The 19,476-nt window shown below is 63.4% G+C and carries 21 protein-coding genes; 11 read left to right on the forward strand and 10 right to left on the reverse strand.

Annotated elements, in window-relative coordinates:
* The first annotated feature begins 80 nt into the window (after positions 1–80).
* Positions 81–695 (forward strand): glutathione S-transferase N-terminal domain-containing protein, encoded by a 615-nt coding sequence (locus O3301_RS27000; protein WP_070290828.1) that lies wholly within the window; start codon positions 81–83, stop codon positions 693–695.
* Positions 696–752: 57 nt separating this feature from the next.
* On the opposite strand, the gene bfr is transcribed toward O3301_RS27000, so the two are convergent.
* On the reverse strand, positions 753–1,229 hold the full coding sequence (gene bfr / locus O3301_RS27005) for a bacterioferritin (protein WP_034745609.1): 477 nt from the start codon (positions 1,227–1,229) through the stop codon (positions 753–755).
* Between the two features lie 421 nt (positions 1,230–1,650).
* Between bfr and O3301_RS27010 the strand changes: the two genes are divergently transcribed.
* Positions 1,651–2,331, forward strand: a complete 681-nt coding sequence (locus O3301_RS27010) for a Fe2+-dependent dioxygenase (RefSeq protein WP_077408815.1) — start codon at positions 1,651–1,653, stop codon at positions 2,329–2,331.
* Positions 2,332–2,485: 154 nt separating this feature from the next.
* Here the strand turns inward: O3301_RS27010 and O3301_RS27015 are convergent, their stop codons facing one another.
* Together O3301_RS27015 and O3301_RS27020 are read right to left on the reverse strand one after the other, a co-directional pair.
* Positions 2,486–3,187, reverse strand: coding sequence for an energy transducer TonB (locus tag O3301_RS27015; protein ID WP_077409313.1), 702 nt, complete (start codon positions 3,185–3,187; stop codon positions 2,486–2,488).
* A gap of 17 nt (positions 3,188–3,204) precedes the next feature.
* Entirely contained in the window at positions 3,205–3,420 is a 216-nt protein-coding gene (locus O3301_RS27020) for a bacterioferritin-associated ferredoxin (RefSeq protein WP_034745611.1), read from the reverse strand.
* A 412-nt stretch (positions 3,421–3,832) separates the two neighbouring features.
* On the opposite strand from O3301_RS27020, the gene O3301_RS27025 reads away from it, so the two are divergent.
* The 4 genes from O3301_RS27025 (at position 3,833) to O3301_RS27040 (ending at position 6,538) form a co-directional block, all read left to right on the forward strand.
* Positions 3,833–4,117 (forward strand): FeoA family protein, encoded by a 285-nt coding sequence (locus O3301_RS27025; protein WP_077408814.1) that lies wholly within the window; start codon positions 3,833–3,835, stop codon positions 4,115–4,117.
* Positions 4,118–4,119: 2 nt separating this feature from the next.
* On the forward strand, positions 4,120–6,021 hold the full coding sequence (locus O3301_RS27030) for a ferrous iron transporter B (protein ID WP_251351323.1): 1,902 nt from the start codon (positions 4,120–4,122) through the stop codon (positions 6,019–6,021).
* A 9-nt stretch (positions 6,022–6,030) separates the two neighbouring features.
* Positions 6,031–6,312 (forward strand): hypothetical protein, encoded by a 282-nt coding sequence (locus O3301_RS27035; protein WP_305057990.1) that lies wholly within the window; start codon positions 6,031–6,033, stop codon positions 6,310–6,312.
* A 64-nt stretch (positions 6,313–6,376) separates the two neighbouring features.
* Positions 6,377–6,538: a hypothetical protein gene (locus O3301_RS27040; RefSeq protein WP_161784184.1), complete on the forward strand. Its 162-nt coding sequence runs from the start codon at positions 6,377–6,379 to the stop codon at positions 6,536–6,538.
* A gap of 35 nt (positions 6,539–6,573) precedes the next feature.
* Here O3301_RS27040 and O3301_RS27045 read toward each other — a convergent pair whose 3' ends face one another.
* Complete coding sequence (locus O3301_RS27045) at positions 6,574–7,578, reverse strand: AraC family transcriptional regulator (RefSeq protein ID WP_305057991.1); 1,005 nt, start codon at positions 7,576–7,578, stop codon at positions 6,574–6,576.
* Positions 7,579–7,622: 44 nt separating this feature from the next.
* On the opposite strand from O3301_RS27045, the gene O3301_RS27050 reads away from it, so the two are divergent.
* Positions 7,623–8,612 (forward strand): oxidoreductase, encoded by a 990-nt coding sequence (locus O3301_RS27050; protein WP_305057992.1) that lies wholly within the window; start codon positions 7,623–7,625, stop codon positions 8,610–8,612.
* Between the two features lie 45 nt (positions 8,613–8,657).
* On the opposite strand, the gene nagZ is transcribed toward O3301_RS27050, so the two are convergent.
* The 4 genes from nagZ to O3301_RS27070 all read right to left on the reverse strand — a co-directional run bounded on the left by nagZ (position 8,658) and on the right by O3301_RS27070 (position 14,161).
* Complete coding sequence (gene nagZ, locus O3301_RS27055; RefSeq protein ID WP_305057993.1) at positions 8,658–10,199, reverse strand: beta-N-acetylhexosaminidase; 1,542 nt, start codon at positions 10,197–10,199, stop codon at positions 8,658–8,660.
* A gap of 181 nt (positions 10,200–10,380) precedes the next feature.
* Positions 10,381–11,991 carry an FMN-binding glutamate synthase family protein gene (locus tag O3301_RS27060; RefSeq protein ID WP_289912715.1) on the reverse strand — a complete coding sequence of 537 codons (1,611 nt, stop codon included), beginning with the start codon at positions 11,989–11,991 and terminating at the stop codon, positions 10,381–10,383.
* Between the two features lie 102 nt (positions 11,992–12,093).
* Positions 12,094–13,107 (reverse strand): M48 family metallopeptidase, encoded by a 1,014-nt coding sequence (locus tag O3301_RS27065; RefSeq protein WP_289912717.1) that lies wholly within the window; start codon positions 13,105–13,107, stop codon positions 12,094–12,096.
* A 1-nt stretch (position 13,108) separates the two neighbouring features.
* Entirely contained in the window at positions 13,109–14,161 is a 1,053-nt protein-coding gene (locus O3301_RS27070) for a YjgN family protein (protein ID WP_305057994.1), read from the reverse strand.
* Positions 14,162–14,324: 163 nt separating this feature from the next.
* On the opposite strand from O3301_RS27070, the gene O3301_RS27075 reads away from it, so the two are divergent.
* The 3 genes from O3301_RS27075 to O3301_RS27085 all read left to right on the forward strand — a co-directional run bounded on the left by O3301_RS27075 (position 14,325) and on the right by O3301_RS27085 (position 16,299).
* The gene (locus tag O3301_RS27075; RefSeq protein WP_305057995.1) at positions 14,325–14,996 is read left to right on the forward strand and encodes a glutathione S-transferase; all 672 of its coding nucleotides are present in this window, start codon (positions 14,325–14,327) and stop codon (positions 14,994–14,996) included.
* Between the two features lie 71 nt (positions 14,997–15,067).
* Positions 15,068–15,841 carry a 5'-3' exonuclease H3TH domain-containing protein gene (locus O3301_RS27080; RefSeq protein WP_034778849.1) on the forward strand — a complete coding sequence of 258 codons (774 nt, stop codon included), beginning with the start codon at positions 15,068–15,070 and terminating at the stop codon, positions 15,839–15,841.
* Positions 15,842–15,891: 50 nt separating this feature from the next.
* Positions 15,892–16,299 carry a response regulator gene (locus O3301_RS27085; RefSeq protein ID WP_034779039.1) on the forward strand — a complete coding sequence of 136 codons (408 nt, stop codon included), beginning with the start codon at positions 15,892–15,894 and terminating at the stop codon, positions 16,297–16,299.
* Here O3301_RS27085 and mnmA read toward each other — a convergent pair.
* Together mnmA and O3301_RS27095 are read right to left on the reverse strand one after the other, a co-directional pair.
* A complete protein-coding gene (mnmA, locus tag O3301_RS27090) occupies positions 16,296–17,417 on the reverse strand; it encodes a tRNA 2-thiouridine(34) synthase MnmA (protein ID WP_251351315.1) in 1,122 nt (373 codons plus the stop codon). The genes O3301_RS27085 and mnmA overlap by 4 nt on opposite strands.
* A gap of 41 nt (positions 17,418–17,458) precedes the next feature.
* Positions 17,459–17,938 carry an NUDIX hydrolase gene (locus tag O3301_RS27095; protein WP_010401817.1) on the reverse strand — a complete coding sequence of 160 codons (480 nt, stop codon included), beginning with the start codon at positions 17,936–17,938 and terminating at the stop codon, positions 17,459–17,461.
* Between the two features lie 412 nt (positions 17,939–18,350).
* On the opposite strand from O3301_RS27095, the gene O3301_RS27100 reads away from it, so the two are divergent.
* A complete protein-coding gene (locus O3301_RS27100; protein WP_099666244.1) occupies positions 18,351–19,463 on the forward strand; it encodes a Re/Si-specific NAD(P)(+) transhydrogenase subunit alpha in 1,113 nt (370 codons plus the stop codon).
* Positions 19,464–19,476 lie beyond the last annotated feature (13 nt).

The following is a 19,476-nucleotide window of genomic DNA, read 5'->3' on the forward strand; positions in this document are numbered from 1 at the left end:
CCGGGCCGCCGGGCGCGTGCTGCCAAACAGCGCTGCCGCCGATGCTATACTGCTTGCTGCTCCCTTACCTTAAAGTACCTATGAAACTGATCGGTTCCCTCGCCAGCCCGTATGTCCGCAAAGCCCGCATCGTGCTGGCGGAAAAAAAGCTCGACTATGTCTTCGAGCTGGAAAACGTGTGGGTGCCGGAAACCCGCATCGCCCAGGCCAATCCCCTGGGCAAGGTGCCCTGCCTGGTGATGGAGGATGGCAGCACCTTGATCGATTCGAAAGTCATCGTCGAATACCTCGACACGCTCACGCCCGTGTGCAAGCTGCTGCCGGCCGGCGGCAACGGCCGCGAGCGGGCCGATATCAAGAACTGGGAAGCGCTGGCCGACGGCATTCTCGACGCGGGCGTGCTGGTGCGCCTGGAGCGCACGCAGCGCCCGCCCGAGCAGCAAAGCGCGGCCTGGATCGCGCGCCAGCTGGACAAAGTCACCCTGGGCCTGGCGGCGCTGGAAGCGCGCCTGGGCGAGAGCGCGTATTGCGCCGGCAAGAACTACACGCTGGCCGACGTGGCCGTGGGCTGCACCCTGGGCTGGCTCAGCTTCCGCTTCCCGGAAATCGACTGGCGCGCCGATCACCCCGCGCTGGCGCGCCTGTTCGATAAACTGTCCGAGCGGCAGTCGTTCAAGGACACCGTGCCGCAATAAGGCGCGGACGTAAAAAAACCGGCGATTGCCGGTTTTTTTATCTGCCTCGAAGAAAAATTACTCTTCAATCGCCATCTGGCTTTGCAGGTAGTTCTGGATGCCGACTTTGGCGATCAGGTCGATCTGCGTTTCCAGCCAGTCGATATGTTCTTCCGTGTCTTCCAGGATCATCAGGAACAGGTCGCGCGAGACGTAGTCGCCCGCTTTTTCGCTGATGGCGATGCCTTCCTTGACGGTGGCGTGCGCGGCGCGTTCCAGCTTCAAGTCGCATTCCAGCATTTCCGGCGTGTTCTCGCCGATCAGCAGCTTGTGCAGCGCTTGCAGGTTCGGCAGGCCGTCGAGCATCAGGATGCGGTCGATCAGCTTGTCGGCGTGTTTCATTTCGCCGATCGATTCTTCGTATTCCTTCTTGCCCAGCTTTTCCAGGCCCCAGTGCTTGTACATGCGCGCATGCAGGAAGTACTGGTTGATGGCCGACAGTTCGTTGGTGAGCTGTGCGTTGAGCATGCGGATGACTTCTTTATCGCCCTTCATGGGATTTCCTTTGTTCTGTGTCGCGTTCGATGATGAAACCGGAGGCTGCTGGCGTTCACTGCCGGGTGGCGCTGGCTGCCTGGTGGCGCGCAGGTTGCCGGTTTCGCTATGCCCGCATGATAGCGCAAAATATGGGCGATTTCGGGCGGTAAACGGCATTTTTCCGTCTTTTTAACGTAAATATCGTGCGAATAAAACCCATTCTCAAATGGATTGGCACATTTTTCCGTTTTTTATTTGCTAAGGAAAATGATGGCCATTCTCATTCGCGTTCCTGGCGTTTTTTTGCTGCGGCTGGCGCGCCTGCATGGCCGCGCTGAAAAGGCGGGAAATGTTGCTCCGTTCTTGCTTTTGTGTCTTCTTGGCCGCTGCCGGCGATGCGATAATCAGGCAGCGATATTTACTGAAAAAGGATAGCAAGATGATGCTGCATATACCCGGCGTGCTGACGCCGGAACAGGTCACGCAGTTTCGCCAGCGCCTGGCGCAGACGGACTGGGTCGACGGGCGCGCCAGCGTCGGGGCGCAAGGCGCGCAAGTCAAGCGCAACCGCCAGCTGGCGGAAGGTTCGCCGCTGGCGCTGGAACTGGGCGAGATCGTCAGCCGCGCGCTGATGGCCAATCCCCTGTTCTTTTCCGCCGTGCTGCCGCTGCGCATCCTGCCGCCGTTCTTCAACAGCTATGCGGGCGGCGAGCACTATGGCCTGCATATCGACGGTGCCATCCGCACGCCGAAAAACGGCATGCAATCGATGCGCGCCGACGTCTCGTCGACCGTGTTTTTGAGCGAGCCGGACGAGTACGAAGGCGGCGAGCTGGTGGTGGTCGACGCGTATGGCACGCATGAAGTGAAATTGCCGGCCGGCGACGTGATCGTGTATCCGTCGAGCAGCGTGCATCAGGTGCTGCCCGTCACCAGCGGCGAGCGCATCTGCTCCTTCCTGTGGACGCAAAGCATGGTGCGCGAGGATTGGAAGCGCAGCATGCTGTTTGAGCTCGATCAAAACATCCAGAGCGTGCGCGGAGAACACGGCGATTCGCCGGCGACGGTGGGCTTGACGGGGCATTATCACAATCTGCTCAGGATGTGGGCGGAGATGTAGCGCGCAAAAAAAAGTCTGCCTGGCCCGGGGATGTAGGCTGGCAGACTGAAACAAGCAGTTGCTTGACTGGTACAGAAAACAGGGCGCAAAAAAGCAAGCAGGGCACAGGGTGCGGTGCTTGCGGGCTGGCAGCGGCGCAAGGGCCGCCGGAAGGCTAGCTCAGTTGGAAGGTCAGCGGTACTAACACGTACACGGGAACAGGCTTGCCGTTCTCGATCATCGGCTTGAACAGCGCGCGCTGGGCGGCTTGGCGGCCCGCTTCATCGAGGTTGCCGTAGCCGGTCGATTTATGAATCAGGATTTGCTCGGGCAAGCCCTTTTCATTGATCAGGATGCGCAACACCACGGTGCCGCTTTCGCCCAGGCGGCGCGACAGATTCGGGTAGATCAGTTGCGGCGCCTTGATGTATTCGACGCTGCTGACGGTGCGCGGCGTCGACGGCGCCGGTGGCGTCGGCGACGGTGTCGATGGCGCTGTCGGTGCGGCGGTGGCAACCGGTGCCGCTTCGGCGCGCGTCGGCTGCGGCGGCGTGATCGTCGGTTCGCTCGGCGCTACGGCGATCAGCGGCAGCGGCGGGATCACGGCGCGCGGCACGGGGGCGCTCAATTCCACGGTTTTCGGTACGGACGGTGCCGGCGGCTTGGGCGGCGCCGGCGGGGCGATGATGCTGATGGTGGTGATGGTCGGCATGGCCGCCGTGACCACGCGGCTCAGCAGGCCGCTCTGAATGGCGTAAAAGCCGGCGATGTGCAGGACGACGATGGCCATCAGCGGCGCGAATTTGTTGCGCTTCTTGTCGAAGTCGGCAAATTGCTGCACGGCCTGCACCGTTACGGGCGGGGGCATCATCGTCATGGCGTTCATCGCTTTCTTTAGTTTGTCAGTACAGCTCGCATCAATACGGTTTCTTGCAGCGCCACGGTGGCGTTCAGGTGATCGTTCAGCACTTCCCGCGCGCAGGTGTGGCATTTGCCGCAGCAGGTGGCCACGCCCAGGTCGCGGCGCAGTTCGGCCATGCTGGACAGGCCAAGATCGACGGCTTGACGGATTTCACGATCAGATATGTTGTTGCAGACACATACAATCATTGATACACCTTCTGGCTGGAGGATGAACAGACACTAGTGCTGGAAAGCATTGTTGCTAGTGTTTTAATGAGAATCATTATCATTACGTTTCATTGTCGCGCAAAGCGGGGGACAATGCAAGTGATTTTGATCAAGTGTGCGGCAATTGGCGGCCTGGCGCCGCAGCTTCACAGGCCATGTTTCCGAATGACGCAGCCCTTGATGGGGGCGGCTCTCCGGGCTAAATAAAAACTATTCGCATTCATGTTTATAATGCTGGTATTGTCTCGGACGGTCACCGTCTGGACAGATTGAATGGCCGCTTGTCGGTAATGCGCAACAGTTGCGTTTTACCTCACAAACCTGGAACCGGTGCAAGGCGCCTTGCGCCGTCGCCGGTATCAGGTGTTCTTAATTTGAACGGAATTTGCTCATGACTCTAGTTCCACCCATGATGACGCTCGATGCGCTGGCAGTCGGCCAGAGCGGCACGGTGTTGCATATCACGCCCCACACGGCAGGACAGACGGAGGACGGCGTCGACCTGGCCCGCCGCTTGATGGAGTTGGGATTCGTTCCCGGCGAACGTATCCGCATGCTCAAGCGCGGCATTCCCGGCGGCGATCCGCTGGCCATCAAGGTCGGCAATGCCACGTTCGCACTGCGCCGCTTCGAAGCGGCGCTGATTACGATTCAACCGCTGCTTCAACCGGAATGACCATGGGTGCTGTCGAAACTATCGTGGATGCAGGCGTGCACAAGCCGCCGCATCAGCCACAAATTGCCTTGCTGGGCAATCCGAACTGCGGCAAGACCGCCCTGTTCAACCGTTTGACGGGCGCGCGCCAGAAAGTGGCGAACTACGCCGGCGTGACCATCGAGCGCAAGGAAGGCCATTTCACCTCGCCGGCCGGCAAGCCCGTGCGCCTGCTCGACCTGCCGGGCGCCTACAGCCTGTCGGCCACCACGCCCGATGAAGCCATCACGCGCGACGTGGTGGGCGGCTTGCGCCGCGGCGACCCGCGTCCGGACGCCATCATCTGCGTCGTCGACGCCACCAACCTGCGCCTGAATCTGCGCCTGGTGCTGGAAGTCAAGCGCCTGGGCCTGCCCATGCTGCTGGCCCTGAACATGACGGACGTGGCGCGCAAGCGCGGCATGCTGATCGACACGGTGAAACTGTCGCAGGAACTGGGCATGCCCGTGGTGGAAACCGTGGCGGTGCAGCACGATGGCGAAAAAGCCTTGCTGAACGCCATCGACGCCATGCTGCCGCTGCCGGCAGTGGAAGCGAAACCGCTGGCGGCCATCGATGCCGTCACCGTCGAAGAAACCCAGCGCGAAGTGCGCCGCATCCTGTCCGCCGTCAGCAATGACACGAGCGACAAGGGCAACCTGACGGAAAAGATCGACGACGTGGTGCTGCACCCCGTGTTCGGTCCCATCATCCTGGCCGTGCTGATGTTCCTGATCTTCCAGGCCGTGTTTGCCTGGGCCGCCACGCCGATGGAAATGATCACCGATGGCGTGGGCCACCTGGGCGCCGTGTTGACGGCGAACATGCCAGACGGTCACCTGAAAAGCTTGCTGGTGGAAGGCATCATCGGCGGCGTCGGCAGCGTGCTGGTGTTCCTGCCGCAGATCCTGATCCTGTTCTTCTTCATCCTGAGCCTGGAAGACTGCGGCTACCTGCCGCGCGCCGCCTTCCTGCTGGACCGCCTGATGGGCGGCGTGGGCTTGTCCGGCCGCGCCTTCATCCCGCTGCTGTCGAGCTTTGCCTGCGCCATTCCCGGCGTGATGGCGGCACGTACCATCCAGAATCCGCGCGACCGCCTGGTCACCATCATGATCGCGCCGCTGATGACGTGCTCGGCGCGCCTGCCCGTGTATGCGCTGATCATCGCCGCCTTTATCCCGGAACGCCAGGTATGGGGCTATCTGAGCCTGCAAGGCCTGGTGCTGTTCGTGCTGTATTTCGCCGGCATCATCTCGGCCATGGCCGTGGCCTGGGTCATGAAGCGCGGCATGGGCGTGCGCGGCAACCAGCCGCTGATGCTGGAATTGCCCGCCTATCACTGGCCGCACCTGCGCAACCTGGCCGTCAGCCTGTGGGAGCGCGCGAAAATCTTCCTCACGCGCGTCGGTACCATCATCCTGAGCCTGATGATCATCCTGTGGTTCCTCAGCACCTTCCCCGGCGCGCCGGATAACGCCATCCATCCGCCGATCTACTACAGCCTGGCCGGCATCCTGGGCCGCGGCCTGGAAGTGATCTTCGCGCCCATCGGCTTCAATTGGCAGATCTGCATCGCGCTGGTGCCTGGCATGGCGGCGCGCGAAGTGGCCGTCGGCGCCTTGGGTACCGTGTATGCGCTGTCGCAAACGGGCGATGCGCTGGCCACCACCCTGGAGCCGCTGATCGCCCATTCGTGGTCGCTGGCCACCGCGCTGTCCTTGCTGGCCTGGTATGTGTTCGCGCCGCAGTGCCTGTCGACGCTCTCCGTGGTGAAACGCGAGACGGGCGGCTGGCGCTATCCGCTGCTGATGGCCGGCTACATGTTTGCGCTGGCGTATGCCGCCTCGTTCATCACGTACCGTGTCGCCCTGATGCTGGGCGCTTAGGAGAAAACCATGTGGCAAACCCTCATCGTCGCCCTGATCGTCGCAGCCGCGCTGCTGCATTTTTCGACCAAGTACCTGCCGGCGGGCGTGCGCCGCGCCATCGTGCGGGGCCTCGTGCGCTGCGGCCTCGATGAGGTGAAGATGTCGACCTTCTTCAAGGTGGCGCCGGGCTGCGGCAGCGGTTGCGGTTCCTGCGGCTCGTGCGACAGCCCGCCGCCGCCGTCAAGCACGCCGCCAGCCGATGGCAGCAGCAAGCGCGTGATCCTGATGCAGGTGCAGCGCCAGGACTGATGTACGTCTAGCCACGGGTGCGCCCGTGGGCTACACTGGGCTTTCCGCATGGCAAGGAGTGGCAATGGCGATACTGTTGATCTTCATGTTTTTGTTTGCGGTCGCCACCTGGCTGCTGGCCAGCCGGCGCGGCCGCCACGGGGGACTGTGGTTCGGTATCGGCCTGTTTCTCGGACCGTTTGCCTTGCTGGCGGTAGCGGCCTTGCCGCCCGTGCCGGCGCGCTGACCTTGTATGATTAAAACCCGCAAGCGCGGGTTTTTTTACGCCTGCGCGTTCGCGTGGCGCAGCCGGTACTGGCGCGGCGAGCAGGCCATGACGCGCTTGAAGGCGTGGCTGAAGGCGCTGTCGGAATCGTAGCCCAGCGCCTGTGCGATCAAGGTGACGGGTGCGCTGCCGTCCTTCAGGCGCCGCGTGGCCAGGCGCATGCGCCAGCGCAGCAGATAGTCGAGCGGTGTCACGCCCACCCGCTTCTTGAAGTGCAAGGCAAAGGCGGAGCGCGACTGCCCCGCGACGGCAGCCAGCTGCGACAAGGTCCAGCGCCGCGCCGGTTGCGCGTGCATGGCCTCGATGGCGGCGCGCAGCCGTGGATCGGCCAGCGCGAACAGCCAGCCCACCGGGTGCGAGGCCTGCGCTTCAAGATACTGGCGCAGCATTTGCAGCAGCATCATGTGACCCAGGTGGCGCGTCATCAGCGCCGCGCCGGGCGCCGTCGCCTGCAGTTCCTGTGCCAGCCGTTGCAAGGCCCAGTGCAGCACGCTGGCCTGGTCCGTATCGCCGCGCACGTGCAGCAGCGGCGGCAGGCAGTCGAGCAGGATGGCCGCTTCGTCGCCAAAGTGGAAGCGTCCGCCGATGAGGAAGAAATCGTGCTGCGGCGTGCCGTGGCGGGCCACGCCCTGCTGCGTGTGCCGGTACACGTCCAGCGCTGGTGCGGCCGGCAAGCCGGGCGTGCTGGCCAGGGTGAACGCGCGTCCCGGCGCCAGCAGGAAGCAGTCGCCCGTCTGCAGCTGCACGGGAGCGTCGATACCCGCGACCGTCAGCCAGCAAGCGCCTTCGATCACGGCGTTGAACTTGACGCCGTCCGGCGGCGGAAAATCGATGGCCCACTCGCCGCCCGCCTTCAGGCCGGCAAAGTAGGAGCTGCGCGTATCAAACAGCGAGAGTACATCGGAGAGCAAATCCATGGTGGCGGCAATTCTGGACGATGGCGATAGTATTGCGGATTTTACGCCATTCACCGTCCAGAACTGCTCGCGCAAAATACGCATGTCGCCAGCCATCCCGCGCTGGCCACTCACATGCAGAGGCAGACATGACATACGGTGATCACAGGCAAATTCCCCTTCATTCCGGCTTCGGCGCGGCCACGACCGCCAGCGAGGTGCTGGCCGGCCGCGACCTGTCCGGCGTGCAGGCCATCGTCACGGGCGGCGCGTCGGGCCTGGGGCTGGAAACGGTGCGCGTGCTGGCTGGCGCCGGCGCCAGGGTGCTCGTCCCGGCGCGCGACCAGCATCAGGCGCAAGCGGTCCTGGCCGGCATGACTGGTGTGGAGGTCGCGGCGCTCGACCTGCTCGATCCGCAATCGATCGACGCATTCGCGGCCGCCTTCCTTGCCACCGGCCGCCCCCTGCACCTGCTGGTGAACGGCGCCGGCATCATGGCCACGCCCTTGCTGCGCGATGCACGTGGCTACGAGGCGCAGTTCGCGACGAATCACCTGGGGCATTTCCAGTTGACGGCGCGCCTGTGGCCCGCCTTGCGGCAGGCGCAGGGCGCGCGCGTCGTGTGCGTGTCGTCGCTGGGACACCGGCAGGCGGGCGTCGACCTGGATGACCCGCATTTCCTGCGCCAGCCGTACGACAAATGGCGCGCGTATGCGCAGTCGAAAAGCGCCAATGCGCTGTTTGCCGTGGAGCTGGACCGACGTGGTGCGGCGCACGGCGTGCGCGCCTACTCGCTGCATCCGGGCGCCATCCTGACACCGCTGGTGCGCCACCTGGACGTCGACGACTTGCGCCGCGTGGGTGCGCTCGATGATGATGGCAAGGTGAATCCGCCGCCGCAGTCGGGTTTCAAGAATGTGGCGCAGGGAGCGGCCACCACCGTCTGGTGCGCCACCAGCGCGCAGCTTGAGGGCATCGGTGGCGTGTATTGCGAGGATGGCGATATCGCCCCCTTGGTGGAGGATGACAGCATGGGGCCGGGCGTGCGGCGCTGGGCCATCGATCCCGGGCAGGCAAGCCGGCTATGGACGCTGAGCGAACAGATGACGGGCGTGCGCTTCGATTGCGACGCGGCATAAAAAATGCCGGGCAAGGCCCGGCATGTGCAGGAGAGGGGCGTGGCTTTACGCCTTGCCCGCCAGTTTTTCCACCACGGGCACCAGCGCGGCCGGGCGGCAGCCGAAGGCGGCCAGGCGGCCTTGCGCATTCGGCGCCAGGTCCAGGTCATACTGCAAGCGGCCCGCCACCAGCCACAGTTTATCCTGCGGCAGGGCGTCGACGAGGCGGCGCTGGCCGTCGACGAACATGGCGTTATACGTTTGCAGCACGATCTGCTGCGCGCCTTGCGCAAAGGCGATGGCCGCATTGACTTCGTCGTCCAGCGCCTCGGCCGACAAGGCGTACTCGCGCACGTCCAGGCCCGCTTCGAGCAGCGCCGGCAGCATCGAGCTGCGCGCTTCCTTGTTGCGGCCCAGCGCCACTTCGTCGATTTCGCTGCGCGAGCGCACTTCCACCGTCAGCAGGGTCACGGGCAGGCCCGCGTCGAGCGGGCGGTAATCGCCCTGCACGCGCAATGCCGCTTTTTGCAGCAGCTGCGACAGGGCCATGGCGGCCGGCTGCATCAGCGCCGGCGGGGTGAGCGGTCGCGCGCGCCAGTCGCGCACGGCGCGGTTGCGCTTGAGTTCAGCTACGCGGGCACAAGCCGCGTCGATGCGGGAGAGCGCAATGTCGCCGCGCTCCACGGCGTCGATGACGGCGTCGATGGCGGCCGTCTGCTGCGCTTCGCGGTGCGAAATGAGGACGATGTCGGCGCCTGCCTGCAGGGTGGCGATGGCGCCCTGGGCGATGCCGATGCCGTCGGCAATGGCCGCCATTTCCAGGCAGTCGGTAATGACGACGCCCTGGTATTTCAACTCGCCGCGCAGCAGGTCCGTCAGCACGCCTTTCGACAGGGTGGCCGGTACGCTGGTGTTGGCCTCGAAGGCGGGGAAGACCACGTGCGCCGTCATGATGGCGTCCACGCCGCCGGCAATGGCCGCGCGGAAGGGCGCCAGTTCCACGGCGCGCAGGCGTTCCTTGTCGTGCGGGACCAGGGCCATGGCGTAATGCGTGTCGATGGCCGTGTCGCCGTGGCCGGGGAAGTGCTTGGCGGTGACGGCCATGCCGCTGGCGCGCTGGCCGCGCATGGCCGCCATGCCGTAGTCGATGACGGTGGCGGCATCCTCGCCATACGCGCGCACGCCGATGACGGGGTTGTTGCGGTTGTTGTTCACGTCCAGCACGGGGGCGAGCAGCAGGTTGATGCCCACCTGGCGCATTTCATCGCCGCTGATCTGGTTCATGCGTTCGCAATCGTCGATGGAGCCGGCCGCCTGGAAAGCCATCGCCGCGGGAATCGGCGTGACGCCCTGCTCGATGCGCATCACCATGCCGCCTTCCTGGTCGATGGAGATCAGCAGCGGAATGTCGGACACTTCCGCGTTGATCTCCTGCAGTTCGCGGCACAGGGCGGACACTTGCGCTGGCGTGTGCACGTTGCGGCGGAACAGGATCACGCCGCCCACCTTCTTGTCGCGTATCAAGGTCTTGATATGCTCGTCCGCCTGCAGGGCGTCGAAGCCCACCATGAATAGCTGTCCTACTTTCTCGCGCAAACCCTGCTCCATGCTGCAACTCCTCCGGTATTTATTGTGACGACGGCATACGTATTCTGGCACCGTGGTGGCGCATCGTGGCGGTCACCGGACAAGCTGCCTTGGTTTTGTACTTGTTTTGGTATTGTATTGGATTTGGGTTTTTGCGCAAGTGGTTATTAAGTGGTATTGCTCCACTTGCGCAAGGCCGGGTTCAATCCAGGCGCTGGAACGATGCCGATTGTGCCTTCGGCCAGTACAGGCCGAACACGGGCGGCAGCTGCGGCAGCTGGCTCGGATCCAGCAGCTGGCCCGCTTCCAGGAAGGGCAGCAGGGCCGAGGCCAGTTTCACCTGGTTTGGCGAGATGCGCCGCACCAGGTGGTGCGGGCGCAGTTCCTGCGGATGCGCCAGGCCGGCGGCGGCGATCAGTTCGGCCAGCGCCTTCATGGTGTTCTGGTGGAAGTGCGCCACGCGGGAGATCTTGTCCGACACCACCAGCGCGCGCTGGCGCTGCGGGTCTTGCGTGGCCACGCCCGTGGGGCAGCGGTCCGTGTGGCAGCTTTGCGACTGGATGCAGCCCAGGGCGAACATGAAGCCGCGCGCCGAATTGCACCAGTCGGCGCCCAGCGCCAGCAAGCGGGCGATGTCGAATGCCGTGATGATCTTGCCCGAGCAGCCGATCTTGATCCGGTCGCGCAGGTTTGCGCCCACCAGGGTGTTATGCACGAGCACCAGCGCTTCCTGCAGCGGCGTGCCCACGTGGTCGGTGAATTCCAGGGGCGCGGCGCCCGTGCCGCCTTCGCTGCCGTCGACGACGATGAAGTCGGGCGTGATGCCCGTTTCCAGCATGGCTTTGACGATGGCGAAGAATTCCCACGGGTGGCCGATGGCCAGCTTGAAGCCCGTCGGCTTGCCGCCGGAGAGCGTGCGCAGGCGGTCGATAAAGTGCAGCATTTCCAGCGGCGTGGAAAAGGCGCTGTGCGCGGCCGGCGAGACGCAATCCTCGCCCACCATCACGCCGCGCGTGGTGGCGATTTCGATCGTCACTTTCGGGCCGGGCAGCACGCCGCCGTGGCCCGGCTTGGCGCCCTGCGACATTTTCAGCTCGATCATTTTCACCTGCTCGGAGCTGGCGTTGGCGATGAAGCGTTCCTCGGAAAACGTGCCGTCCTGGTTGCGGCAGCCGAAGTAGCCGGAGCCGATTTCCCACACCAGGTCGCCGCCGTTCTCACGGTGGTAGGGGCTGATGCTGCCTTCGCCCGTGTCGTGCATGAAGCCGCCGCTGCGCGCGCCGCCGTTCAGGGCCAGGATGGCGTTGGCCGACAGGGCGCCAAAGCTCATCGCCGAGATATTGAAGACGCTGGCCGAATACGGTTTGGCGCGTGGGCAGTCCGGATGATTGCCGATGTCGATGCGGAAGTCGTGGCCCGTCACCTTGGCGGGGGCGATGGAGTGGTTGATCCATTCATAGCCAGCTTCGTACACGTCGAGCTGGGTGCCGAACGGGCGCTTGTCCGTCTGCTCCTTGGCGCGCTGGTAGACGATGCTGCGCTGGCTGCGCGAGAATGGCGTCGCCTCGCTGTCGCTTTCCAGGAAATACTGGCGGATTTCAGGGCGGATGCTTTCAAAAAAGAAGCGGAAATGCGCGAGGATGGGGTAATTGCGGCGCAGGGCGCGCTTCGTTTGCAGCAGGTCGCTGATGCCGACCAGGGTCAGCGCACCGGCCAGCACGGGCAGCCAGTAGTGATCGTAGTAGAACAGGGACAGGACAAAGATGGCTGCCGTCGCAATGAAGGTCAGGTAGCGAAATGGTACTAGGTGCATGGGCACTCCGGGGAAGTCAGACTGATAACTGATGAGTCTACCTTCGATTCACGGAACGTGCTGGCTGGAAAGAACGCGGCGCCCGCTGGACGCCGCGCGTGTTCACCGTTGTGCGGCGCGGATGCGCTCGACCCGTTCGGCGCTGGCCGGATGGCTCGACAGGTACGGCGTGCCGTGGTCCAGCTTGCCCAGGGCGACAAACACTTGCGCCAGGTGTTCCAGCGGGATGCCGTTCTGGCGCAGCATGGCGATCGCGTAGTCGTCCGCGTCGCGTTCGACATCGCGCGAGTACTTCAAGTCCAGCAGCAGCGGCGGCAGGGTCGCCACCACCGTCGACACGTCGCCGAACAGCAGCGCGGCGCCGGCGCCCACGGCCGAGGTCTGGATGATGCGCCGCGTCAGGTGGCGCTGCTGCAAATGCCCCAGCTCATGCGCCAGCACGCCCATGATGGCCTGGTCGTCCGGCAGCAGTTCGATCATTTCGTCGGTCAGCACGATGTCGCCGGACGGCAGGGCAAACGCGTTCGGGCCGATCTTGCTCTTGCGAAACACGATGCGGTGCTCGGGCGTGCTGTCGCCGGGCGTGGCCAGGCGGGCGAACTGGGCGCGCAAGGCTTGCTGGCGCGCGCCATCGAGCTGGCTGGGCGCGAATACATGGCGGTCCAGCATGTCGAGCACGCCCTGACCCAGCTGCCGTTCGACGGACTGCGGCAGGGTGTACGCGATGCCTTTGGCCGCCAGCGGCAGCAGGTATTGATAGCTGAGCCACAGGGCCACGATGGTGGCCACGGTGGCCAGCAGGGCGCCGCGCCAGCTTTGCTGCAGCCGCACCACCCAGCCGTCGCGGTGGCCCGTGTCGTGCAGCAGGCTGTTGAAGGCCGCCTGGTCGGCGATTTCCAGGTAGGCGCCATCGGCAAAGCTGACCTTGCGCACGGCGTGGCTGCTGCGTTCGGACACGTGCAGCTCGTCCAGCGGGCAGCTGCGCTCGATGTCGCCGGCCAGCACGGCCTGGCCATCGCGCACGCTGAGCGTGACGTGGTACAGGCGCGAGGTCTGGCCGTCGAAATAGCGCGCGGGCACGGGGGCCGCGCCCGGCGCGTGGTGATCGAGCGTCATGCTACAGCGACAGGTCGAAGTCCAGCAGGTCGACCACGCCTTCGCCCGTGGCCGACACTTGCTGGCCCGTGGCGGCGACAAATTCGTCCAGGCTGCCGTGCACCAGCATGGACGTCGCTTCCAGGCGGTACTTCAGCCAGCGCACGTGGGCGAATGGCGTAAACAGGCCCAAGGTGACGACGATGCCCAGCAGGTTGCTCAGCATGACGAAGGTGGTGCGGCCCCACGTCAGATGCGACTGGAACTGGTGCTGCTGCAGGCGCGTGTGGTTCCAGATCAGGTTCTGGATCATGGTCAGGAACAGCGGCAGCACGGTGAACGCCCACAGGTACAGGGCGCCGATGGCAAACAGCAGGCTGCCAACCTTGGTCTTGTCATTCGCATTGGCCGCAAACGAGGCGAACACGCTGCCGAAGACGACGAAAATCAGGACCAGCAAGCCGCCCAGCAGCAGGGCGAAGAACAGCAAATAGGTCTTGTAGAAGCTGCCGACCGTGGCGTCAAAGCTGAAATGGGTGGCGCCGAAACGGCTTTGCGTGTGCTGGAAGCGCTTCAGACGCTGGTGCAGGAAAGGCGTCATCAGGCCGCCCGTGAAGGTATTCAGGATGGGCAGCCACAGGAAGTACTTGTAGGCTTCCTTGGCGCTGCCGCCAAAGCCGAAGCGGATGCCGCGGTAGCTGGTGTTGTACAGCTTGAATTGCAGGCTTTTCCAGACCAGCCAGGGCAGGATGGCGGCCAGCAGCACGAACATCAGCAAGCCCACGACGGGCGAGACCTGGAAGGCGATGTTGTAGCCGGCGATCAGCACCACGGCGGCGATGCGGCCTTTCAGGATGGCGACGGCGTTGCCGTGGTATTCGAAGCTGCCGCCCGCCAGGTGGGTGCTCGAATAAAAGTAGCGGTTGCGGCGCACCTTGGCCCAGGCGGAATAAATGCCCAGGGTGACGATGCTCAGCAGCAGGTTGACGATCCAGATACGGAAGTATTCGCTGCCGGTGGCACTGAAGGTGATGGCTTCTTGTCGGGGAGTAGTGTTGTTTGCGTCGAAATCCACAGGGGTTTCCTTACTTATTGGAAACAAAACAAGATAAGGGATTATTGAAAAGTTATCAATTGAAAATACTGTTTTTCGCAATTTTTTCGTCGATTCGCTTGCGCTGGCCCGATCCGGCCGTCCCCGGCTATACTGGAACTCAACCATTGTTACCGGGAAAACCATGATCGTCGTCCACCATCTGAATAACTCGCGCTCGCAGCGCGTGCTCTGGCTGCTCGAGGAACTGGGCCTCGACTACGAGGTCAAGCGCTATCAGCGCGACCCGAAGACCATGCTGGCGCCCGCTTCGCTGAAGGTCGTGCATCCGCTGGGCAAGTCGCCCGTGATCACGGATGGCGCCAACACCATCGCCGAATCGGGCGCCATCATCGACTACCTGGTCGAGCGCTACGGCAATGGCCGATTGATCCCGGCGGCGGGCACGCCGGACAAGCTGCGCTGGACCTACTGGCTGCATTTCGCGGAAGGCTCGGCCATGCCGCCGTTGCTGCTGAAGCTGGTGTTCGACAAGGTCGAGTCGTCGCCGATGCCGTTTTTCGTCAAACCCATCGCGCGCGGCATCGCCAGTAAGGTCAAGAGCAGCTTCATCATGCCCAATATCAACAGCCAGCTGGCCTATATGGAAGCGGAGCTGGAAAAAACCAAATGGTTTGCCGGCAATGAATTCACGGCGGCCGACATCCAGATGAGCTTTCCGCTGGAAGCGGCGGCCATGCGTGGCGGACTCGACGAGCGCCTGCCGAAGCTGACGGCCTTCCTGCAGCGCATCCATGCGCGCCCGGCCTACCAGCGCGCTCTGGAAAAAGGCGGGCCCTACGATTTCGCCAAATAAGCGGCATTCAAGCCCGATATGCGGGGAACCATACGGTAAAATGCCCGATTCAACCAGTATCCACTTACCGCATGGCCAGACTCCTCGCTATCGACGGCTTGAATATCGTACGCCGCGTCTACGAAGCCAGTCCTGAACCCGATTCCGACCTGAAGGCGGAGATCGCGCTGCGCCATGCGCTGTCGTCGTTCCGCACCCTCATCAACGACCACGAGCCGACGCACATCCTGCCGGCCTTCGACTTTGGCGGCCCCACCTGGCGCCACGCCCTGTATGCCGGTTACCGCGAGGGGCGCCAGCCCATGCCGCAGGTGCTGCGCGACGCCTTGCCCGGCTTCTATGCCACGCTGGCCAGCTTCGGCATGCACGTGGTCAGCATTCCCGAGGTCGAGGCCGATGACGTGATCGGCACGGCCGTCATGCGCTGGCTGCACGAGGGGCGCGGCGCGGCCGTCATCGCCACCACCGACAAGGATTTGCACGGCTTGATCGCCCATGGCGCGCTCGTGTGGGACCATTTCAAGGGCGTCTGGCACGACCACGCCTGGGTCGAGAAAAAGTTCGGCGTGCCGCCGGAACTGCTGCCCGACCTGCTGGCGCTGATGGGCGACGTCACCGACAGCATCCCCGGCGTGTCGAAGATCGGCCTGAAGACGGGCGCGAAACTGTTGCGTGCCTACGGCAATATCGATGCCGTGATGGCCGGCGCGGGCATTTTGCCGGGCGCGCTGGGCGAAAGCCTGCGAAAAGAGCGGGAAATACTGTATCTTTCAAGAAAGTTAGTGGCGCTGAAAACGGATGTCACGTTAGGCGTGACCTGGAACAAGCTCGTGTGGGAAAAATAGAGCTCTTTTGGCCAGAACACGGAATAAATCAAGCAAGGAAAGTAATCATGATGTTAAAGACAGTCCTGATCGATAGCAGCGCCGTGGCGCGCGGCCTGCTGAACACGGTCCTGACCGATGGCGGCTACGATGTCTGCGGGCAGACGCATACCAGCGCGCTGGGGCTGGCGCTGCTGGTCAAGCACCACCCGCATTTCGTGTGCATCGCGCGCGAGCAGGTGGAAGACGGGAGCAATGTGGTGCAGACCATCCGCGCCCAGTATCCGAAGACGCTCATTTTCATGGTCTCGGGCGGTATCGACGCCGCCTCGCTGCAGGCGGCCCACGCTATGGGCGTGTCGGGCTTCATCGTGAAACCGTTCATGGCCGACACGGTCCTGAAAACCGTGCGCAATACCGTCATTGCCATGGTGCGCAAGCAGCAAGCCCTGGCCGCCGCCGCGCAAGGCAATTCCTAGACGCCGCTCAGGCCCGTGGCGCTGGCGATGATGCCGCCGCCGAGGCACACGTCGCCGTCATACAGCACGGCCGACTGGCCCGGCGTGACGGCCCATTGCGCCTGGTCAAACGCCAGGCTGAACAGTTCATTCCCGTCCGGCAGCAGCTGGCAAGCCACGTCGGCCTGGCGGTAGCGCGTCTTGGCGCTCAAGGCGCCCGCCTGCGGCGCGCTGCCTGCCACCCAGCTGGCCTGGTCGGCGGTCAAGGATGGCGACAGCAGCCACGGGTGGTCATGGCCCTGCACCACCCACAGGGTGTTGTTGGCGATATCCTTGCGCGCCACATACCAGGCGTCGCTGCTGCCGTCCGCGTTCTGGTACGACTTCACGCCGCCGATGCCGATGCCCTTGCGCTGGCCCAGGGTATAAAAACTTAGTCCCACGTGTTCGCCCACGGTCTTGCCGTCGGCCGTCTTCATGGGGCCCGGCTTGTACGACAGGTAGCGGTTCAAAAATTCGCGGAACGGGCGTTCGCCGATGAAGCAGATGCCCGTCGAATCCTTCTTTTGCGCGTTCGGCAGGGCCAGTTTCTCGGCGATCTGGCGCACTTGCGTCTTCGGAATTTCACCGAGCGGGAACAAGGTCTTGGATAGCTGCGCCTGGTTCAAACGGTGCAGGAAGTAGCTTTGATCCTTGCTGGCGTCGACGGCTTTCAGCAGCTCGTAGCGGCCCGCATCGGTGGGCGCCTGGCGCACGCGCGCATAGTGGCCGGTGGCGATCAGGTCGGCGCCCAGGGTCATGGCGTGGTCGAGGAAGGCCTTGAACTTGATTTCGGCGTTGCACAGCACGTCCGGGTTCGGCGTGCGGCCGGCCTGGTATTCGCGCAAAAAATCGGCGAACACGCGGTCCTTGTATTCGGAGGCGAAATTGACGGCTTCGATATCGACGCCGATGACGTCGGCCACGCTGGCCGCGTCGATCCAGTCCTGGCGCGTGGAGCAGTATTCCGAATCGTCGTCATCTTCCCAGTTTTTCATGAACAGGCCGATGACTTCATAGCCTTGTTCCTTCAGCATCCATGCCGCGACCGAGGAATCGACCCCGCCCGACATGCCGATAACGACTTTCTTCTTGCTCATCTTGCTTTCCAGTTACTTTAATAATATGGCAATGCGTGTTGCTATGCGCTATTGAAAACGGACGCATGCGTGTGCAGCAGGGCCAGCGGCGCGCGCCGGCCAGCCAGGTATTCGTCCACGCACTGCAGCACCAGCGGGCTGCGGTGGCGTTCCTGGCACGCCGCCAGCTCGTCGCGCGTCATCCACAGGGTGCGGATGATGCCTTCGTCCAGCGGGCGGTCATGCTCGGCGCCGGCCGTGCCGCAAAAGGTGAAGCGCAAATAGGTCACGTCCTCGCCCGTGCGCAGTGACTGATAGCGCGACATGTACATGCCGACCAGTGCCGTGGGGATGAAATCGTAGGCCGCTTCTTCCAGCGTTTCGCGGATCACCGCCTGTTCCAGCGACTCGAACGGGTCGAGGTGACCGGCCGGCTGGTTGAGCTTGATGCCTTCGCTGGTCTCTTCTTCAATCAGTAAAAACAGGCCGTCGCGCTCGACGATGGCGGCAACGGTGACAGAGGGTTTCCAGATTCTCGGCATGATTCCATCCTTGAAAGAGCCGACATTTTATCTTGTTCTGCGCGCGCGGTTTGAACCCGGCCTTCTGTTGCGCGGACATATTGATAAATGACAACGTTTTAGCAAATAGCGGTGGGAGGTACTTACGTCTTTCCCGGGGAGCGCACTAGCATGGGGGCTTAGGCGGCAAGATGGCAGGAAACGCCCGCTAATATAGGCTTTCCCTGTGGCCAAAACAAGCGCGCACGCACGCTCGACTGTGGTGAGATTGACACACCTTTCCCACAATATGGGCGCCGCGCCGCATGGTGAAACGAATCGTGGGATGCTGGTGAAATTAGTGTCGTACGACTAAAAGTTGCTGGTTCACAAACGTTTAACGCGCTGCTTTCCGTGTTAGATTCTAGTCAGTTTATCAATTAGCGGAGGCATCATGAGGATAGGCATACCGGCCGAAACACGGCCTGGTGAAACACGGGTGGCAGCAACGCCCGAGACAGTCAAGAAGCTGGCAGCCAAACATCAGATCGTCGTGCAATCGGGAGCGGGCCTGCAGGCATCGATTCCCGACGACGCGTATGCCGCCGCCGGCGCGCAGATCGGCACCGCCCAGGAAGCCTATGGCTGCGCCATCGTGCTCAAGGTGCGCGCGCCCGATGCCGATGAACGGGCCCTGATGGCCAGCGGCACGGTACTGATCGGCATGTTGAACCCGTTTGACGCGGACAATATCGTCGCCATGGCCACGGCCGGCCTGTCCGCCTTCGCGCTGGAAGCCGTGCCGCGCATCACGCGCGCGCAGTCGATGGACGTGCTGTCGTCGCAGGCGAACATCGCCGGCTACAAGGCCGTGCTGGTGGCGGCCAACACTTACCAGCGCTTCATGCCGATGCTGATGACGGCGGCCGGCACTGTCAAGGCGGCCCGCGTGCTGATCATGGGCGTGGGCGTGGCAGGGCTGCAGGCGATCGCCACGGCCAAGCGCCTGGGCGCCGTCATCGAGGCGTCCGACGTGCGCCCGCCCGTCAAGGAACAAGTGGAGTCGCTGGGCGCCAAGTTCCTCGACGTGCCTTTCCTCACGGATGAAGAAAAAGAGATCGCCAAGGGTTCGGGCGGCTATGCGCGCGCCATGCCGGCCGACTGGATGCGCCGCCAGGCCGAACTGGTGCATGAACGGGCGAAACTGGCCGACATCATCATCACCACGGCACTGATTCCCGGCCGCGCCGCGCCCGTGCTCATTTCCGAAGAAACGGTGAAAGCCATGAAACCCGGTTCCGTCATCGTCGACCTGGCCGTGGAGCAGGGCGGCAATTGCCCGCTCTCGGAACTGGGCAAGACGGTGCTCAAGCACGGCGTCTACATCGTGGGCGAACCGAATCTGGCGACCCTGGTGGCGGCCGACGCTTCGGCCCTGTATGCGCGCAACGTGCTGGACTTCTTGAAGCTCATCATCGACAAGGACGACCAGTTGCTGATCGACCGCGAGGATGAAATCATCAAGGCCAGCCTGGTGTGTGCGGGCAGCGAAATCTTACGTAAATAAGTTACAAAAACAA

Source organism: Janthinobacterium sp. SUN211 (genome assembly GCF_030587315.1).
GTDB lineage: Bacteria > Pseudomonadota > Gammaproteobacteria > Burkholderiales > Burkholderiaceae_D > Janthinobacterium > Janthinobacterium kumbetense.

Excerpts from the sequence above, each read along its gene's own strand:
- O3301_RS27000 (WP_070290828.1), top strand. The coding sequence starts at position 81 with ATGAAACTGATCGGTTCCCTCGCCAGCCCGTATGTCCGCAAAGCCCGC.
- bfr (WP_034745609.1), bottom strand. The coding sequence starts at position 1,229 with ATGAAGGGCGATAAAGAAGTCATCCGCATGCTCAACGCACAGCTCACC.
- O3301_RS27010 (WP_077408815.1), top strand. The coding sequence starts at position 1,651 with ATGATGCTGCATATACCCGGCGTGCTGACGCCGGAACAGGTCACGCAG.
- O3301_RS27015 (WP_077409313.1), bottom strand. The coding sequence starts at position 3,187 with ATGACGATGATGCCCCCGCCCGTAACGGTGCAGGCCGTGCAGCAATTT.
- O3301_RS27020 (WP_034745611.1), bottom strand. The coding sequence starts at position 3,420 with ATGATTGTATGTGTCTGCAACAACATATCTGATCGTGAAATCCGTCAA.
- O3301_RS27025 (WP_077408814.1), top strand. The coding sequence starts at position 3,833 with ATGACTCTAGTTCCACCCATGATGACGCTCGATGCGCTGGCAGTCGGC.
- O3301_RS27030 (WP_251351323.1), top strand. The coding sequence starts at position 4,120 with ATGGGTGCTGTCGAAACTATCGTGGATGCAGGCGTGCACAAGCCGCCG.
- O3301_RS27035 (WP_305057990.1), top strand. The coding sequence starts at position 6,031 with ATGTGGCAAACCCTCATCGTCGCCCTGATCGTCGCAGCCGCGCTGCTG.
- O3301_RS27040 (WP_161784184.1), top strand. The coding sequence starts at position 6,377 with ATGGCGATACTGTTGATCTTCATGTTTTTGTTTGCGGTCGCCACCTGG.
- O3301_RS27045 (WP_305057991.1), bottom strand. The coding sequence starts at position 7,578 with ATGCGTATTTTGCGCGAGCAGTTCTGGACGGTGAATGGCGTAAAATCC.
- O3301_RS27050 (WP_305057992.1), top strand. The coding sequence starts at position 7,623 with ATGACATACGGTGATCACAGGCAAATTCCCCTTCATTCCGGCTTCGGC.
- nagZ (WP_305057993.1), bottom strand. The coding sequence starts at position 10,199 with ATGGAGCAGGGTTTGCGCGAGAAAGTAGGACAGCTATTCATGGTGGGC.
- O3301_RS27060 (WP_289912715.1), bottom strand. The coding sequence starts at position 11,991 with ATGCACCTAGTACCATTTCGCTACCTGACCTTCATTGCGACGGCAGCC.
- O3301_RS27065 (WP_289912717.1), bottom strand. The coding sequence starts at position 13,107 with ATGACGCTCGATCACCACGCGCCGGGCGCGGCCCCCGTGCCCGCGCGC.
- O3301_RS27075 (WP_305057995.1), top strand. The coding sequence starts at position 14,325 with ATGATCGTCGTCCACCATCTGAATAACTCGCGCTCGCAGCGCGTGCTC.
- O3301_RS27080 (WP_034778849.1), top strand. The coding sequence starts at position 15,068 with ATGGCCAGACTCCTCGCTATCGACGGCTTGAATATCGTACGCCGCGTC.
- O3301_RS27085 (WP_034779039.1), top strand. The coding sequence starts at position 15,892 with ATGTTAAAGACAGTCCTGATCGATAGCAGCGCCGTGGCGCGCGGCCTG.
- mnmA (WP_251351315.1), bottom strand. The coding sequence starts at position 17,417 with ATGAGCAAGAAGAAAGTCGTTATCGGCATGTCGGGCGGGGTCGATTCC.
- O3301_RS27095 (WP_010401817.1), bottom strand. The coding sequence starts at position 17,938 with ATGCCGAGAATCTGGAAACCCTCTGTCACCGTTGCCGCCATCGTCGAG.
- O3301_RS27100 (WP_099666244.1), top strand. The coding sequence starts at position 18,351 with ATGAGGATAGGCATACCGGCCGAAACACGGCCTGGTGAAACACGGGTG.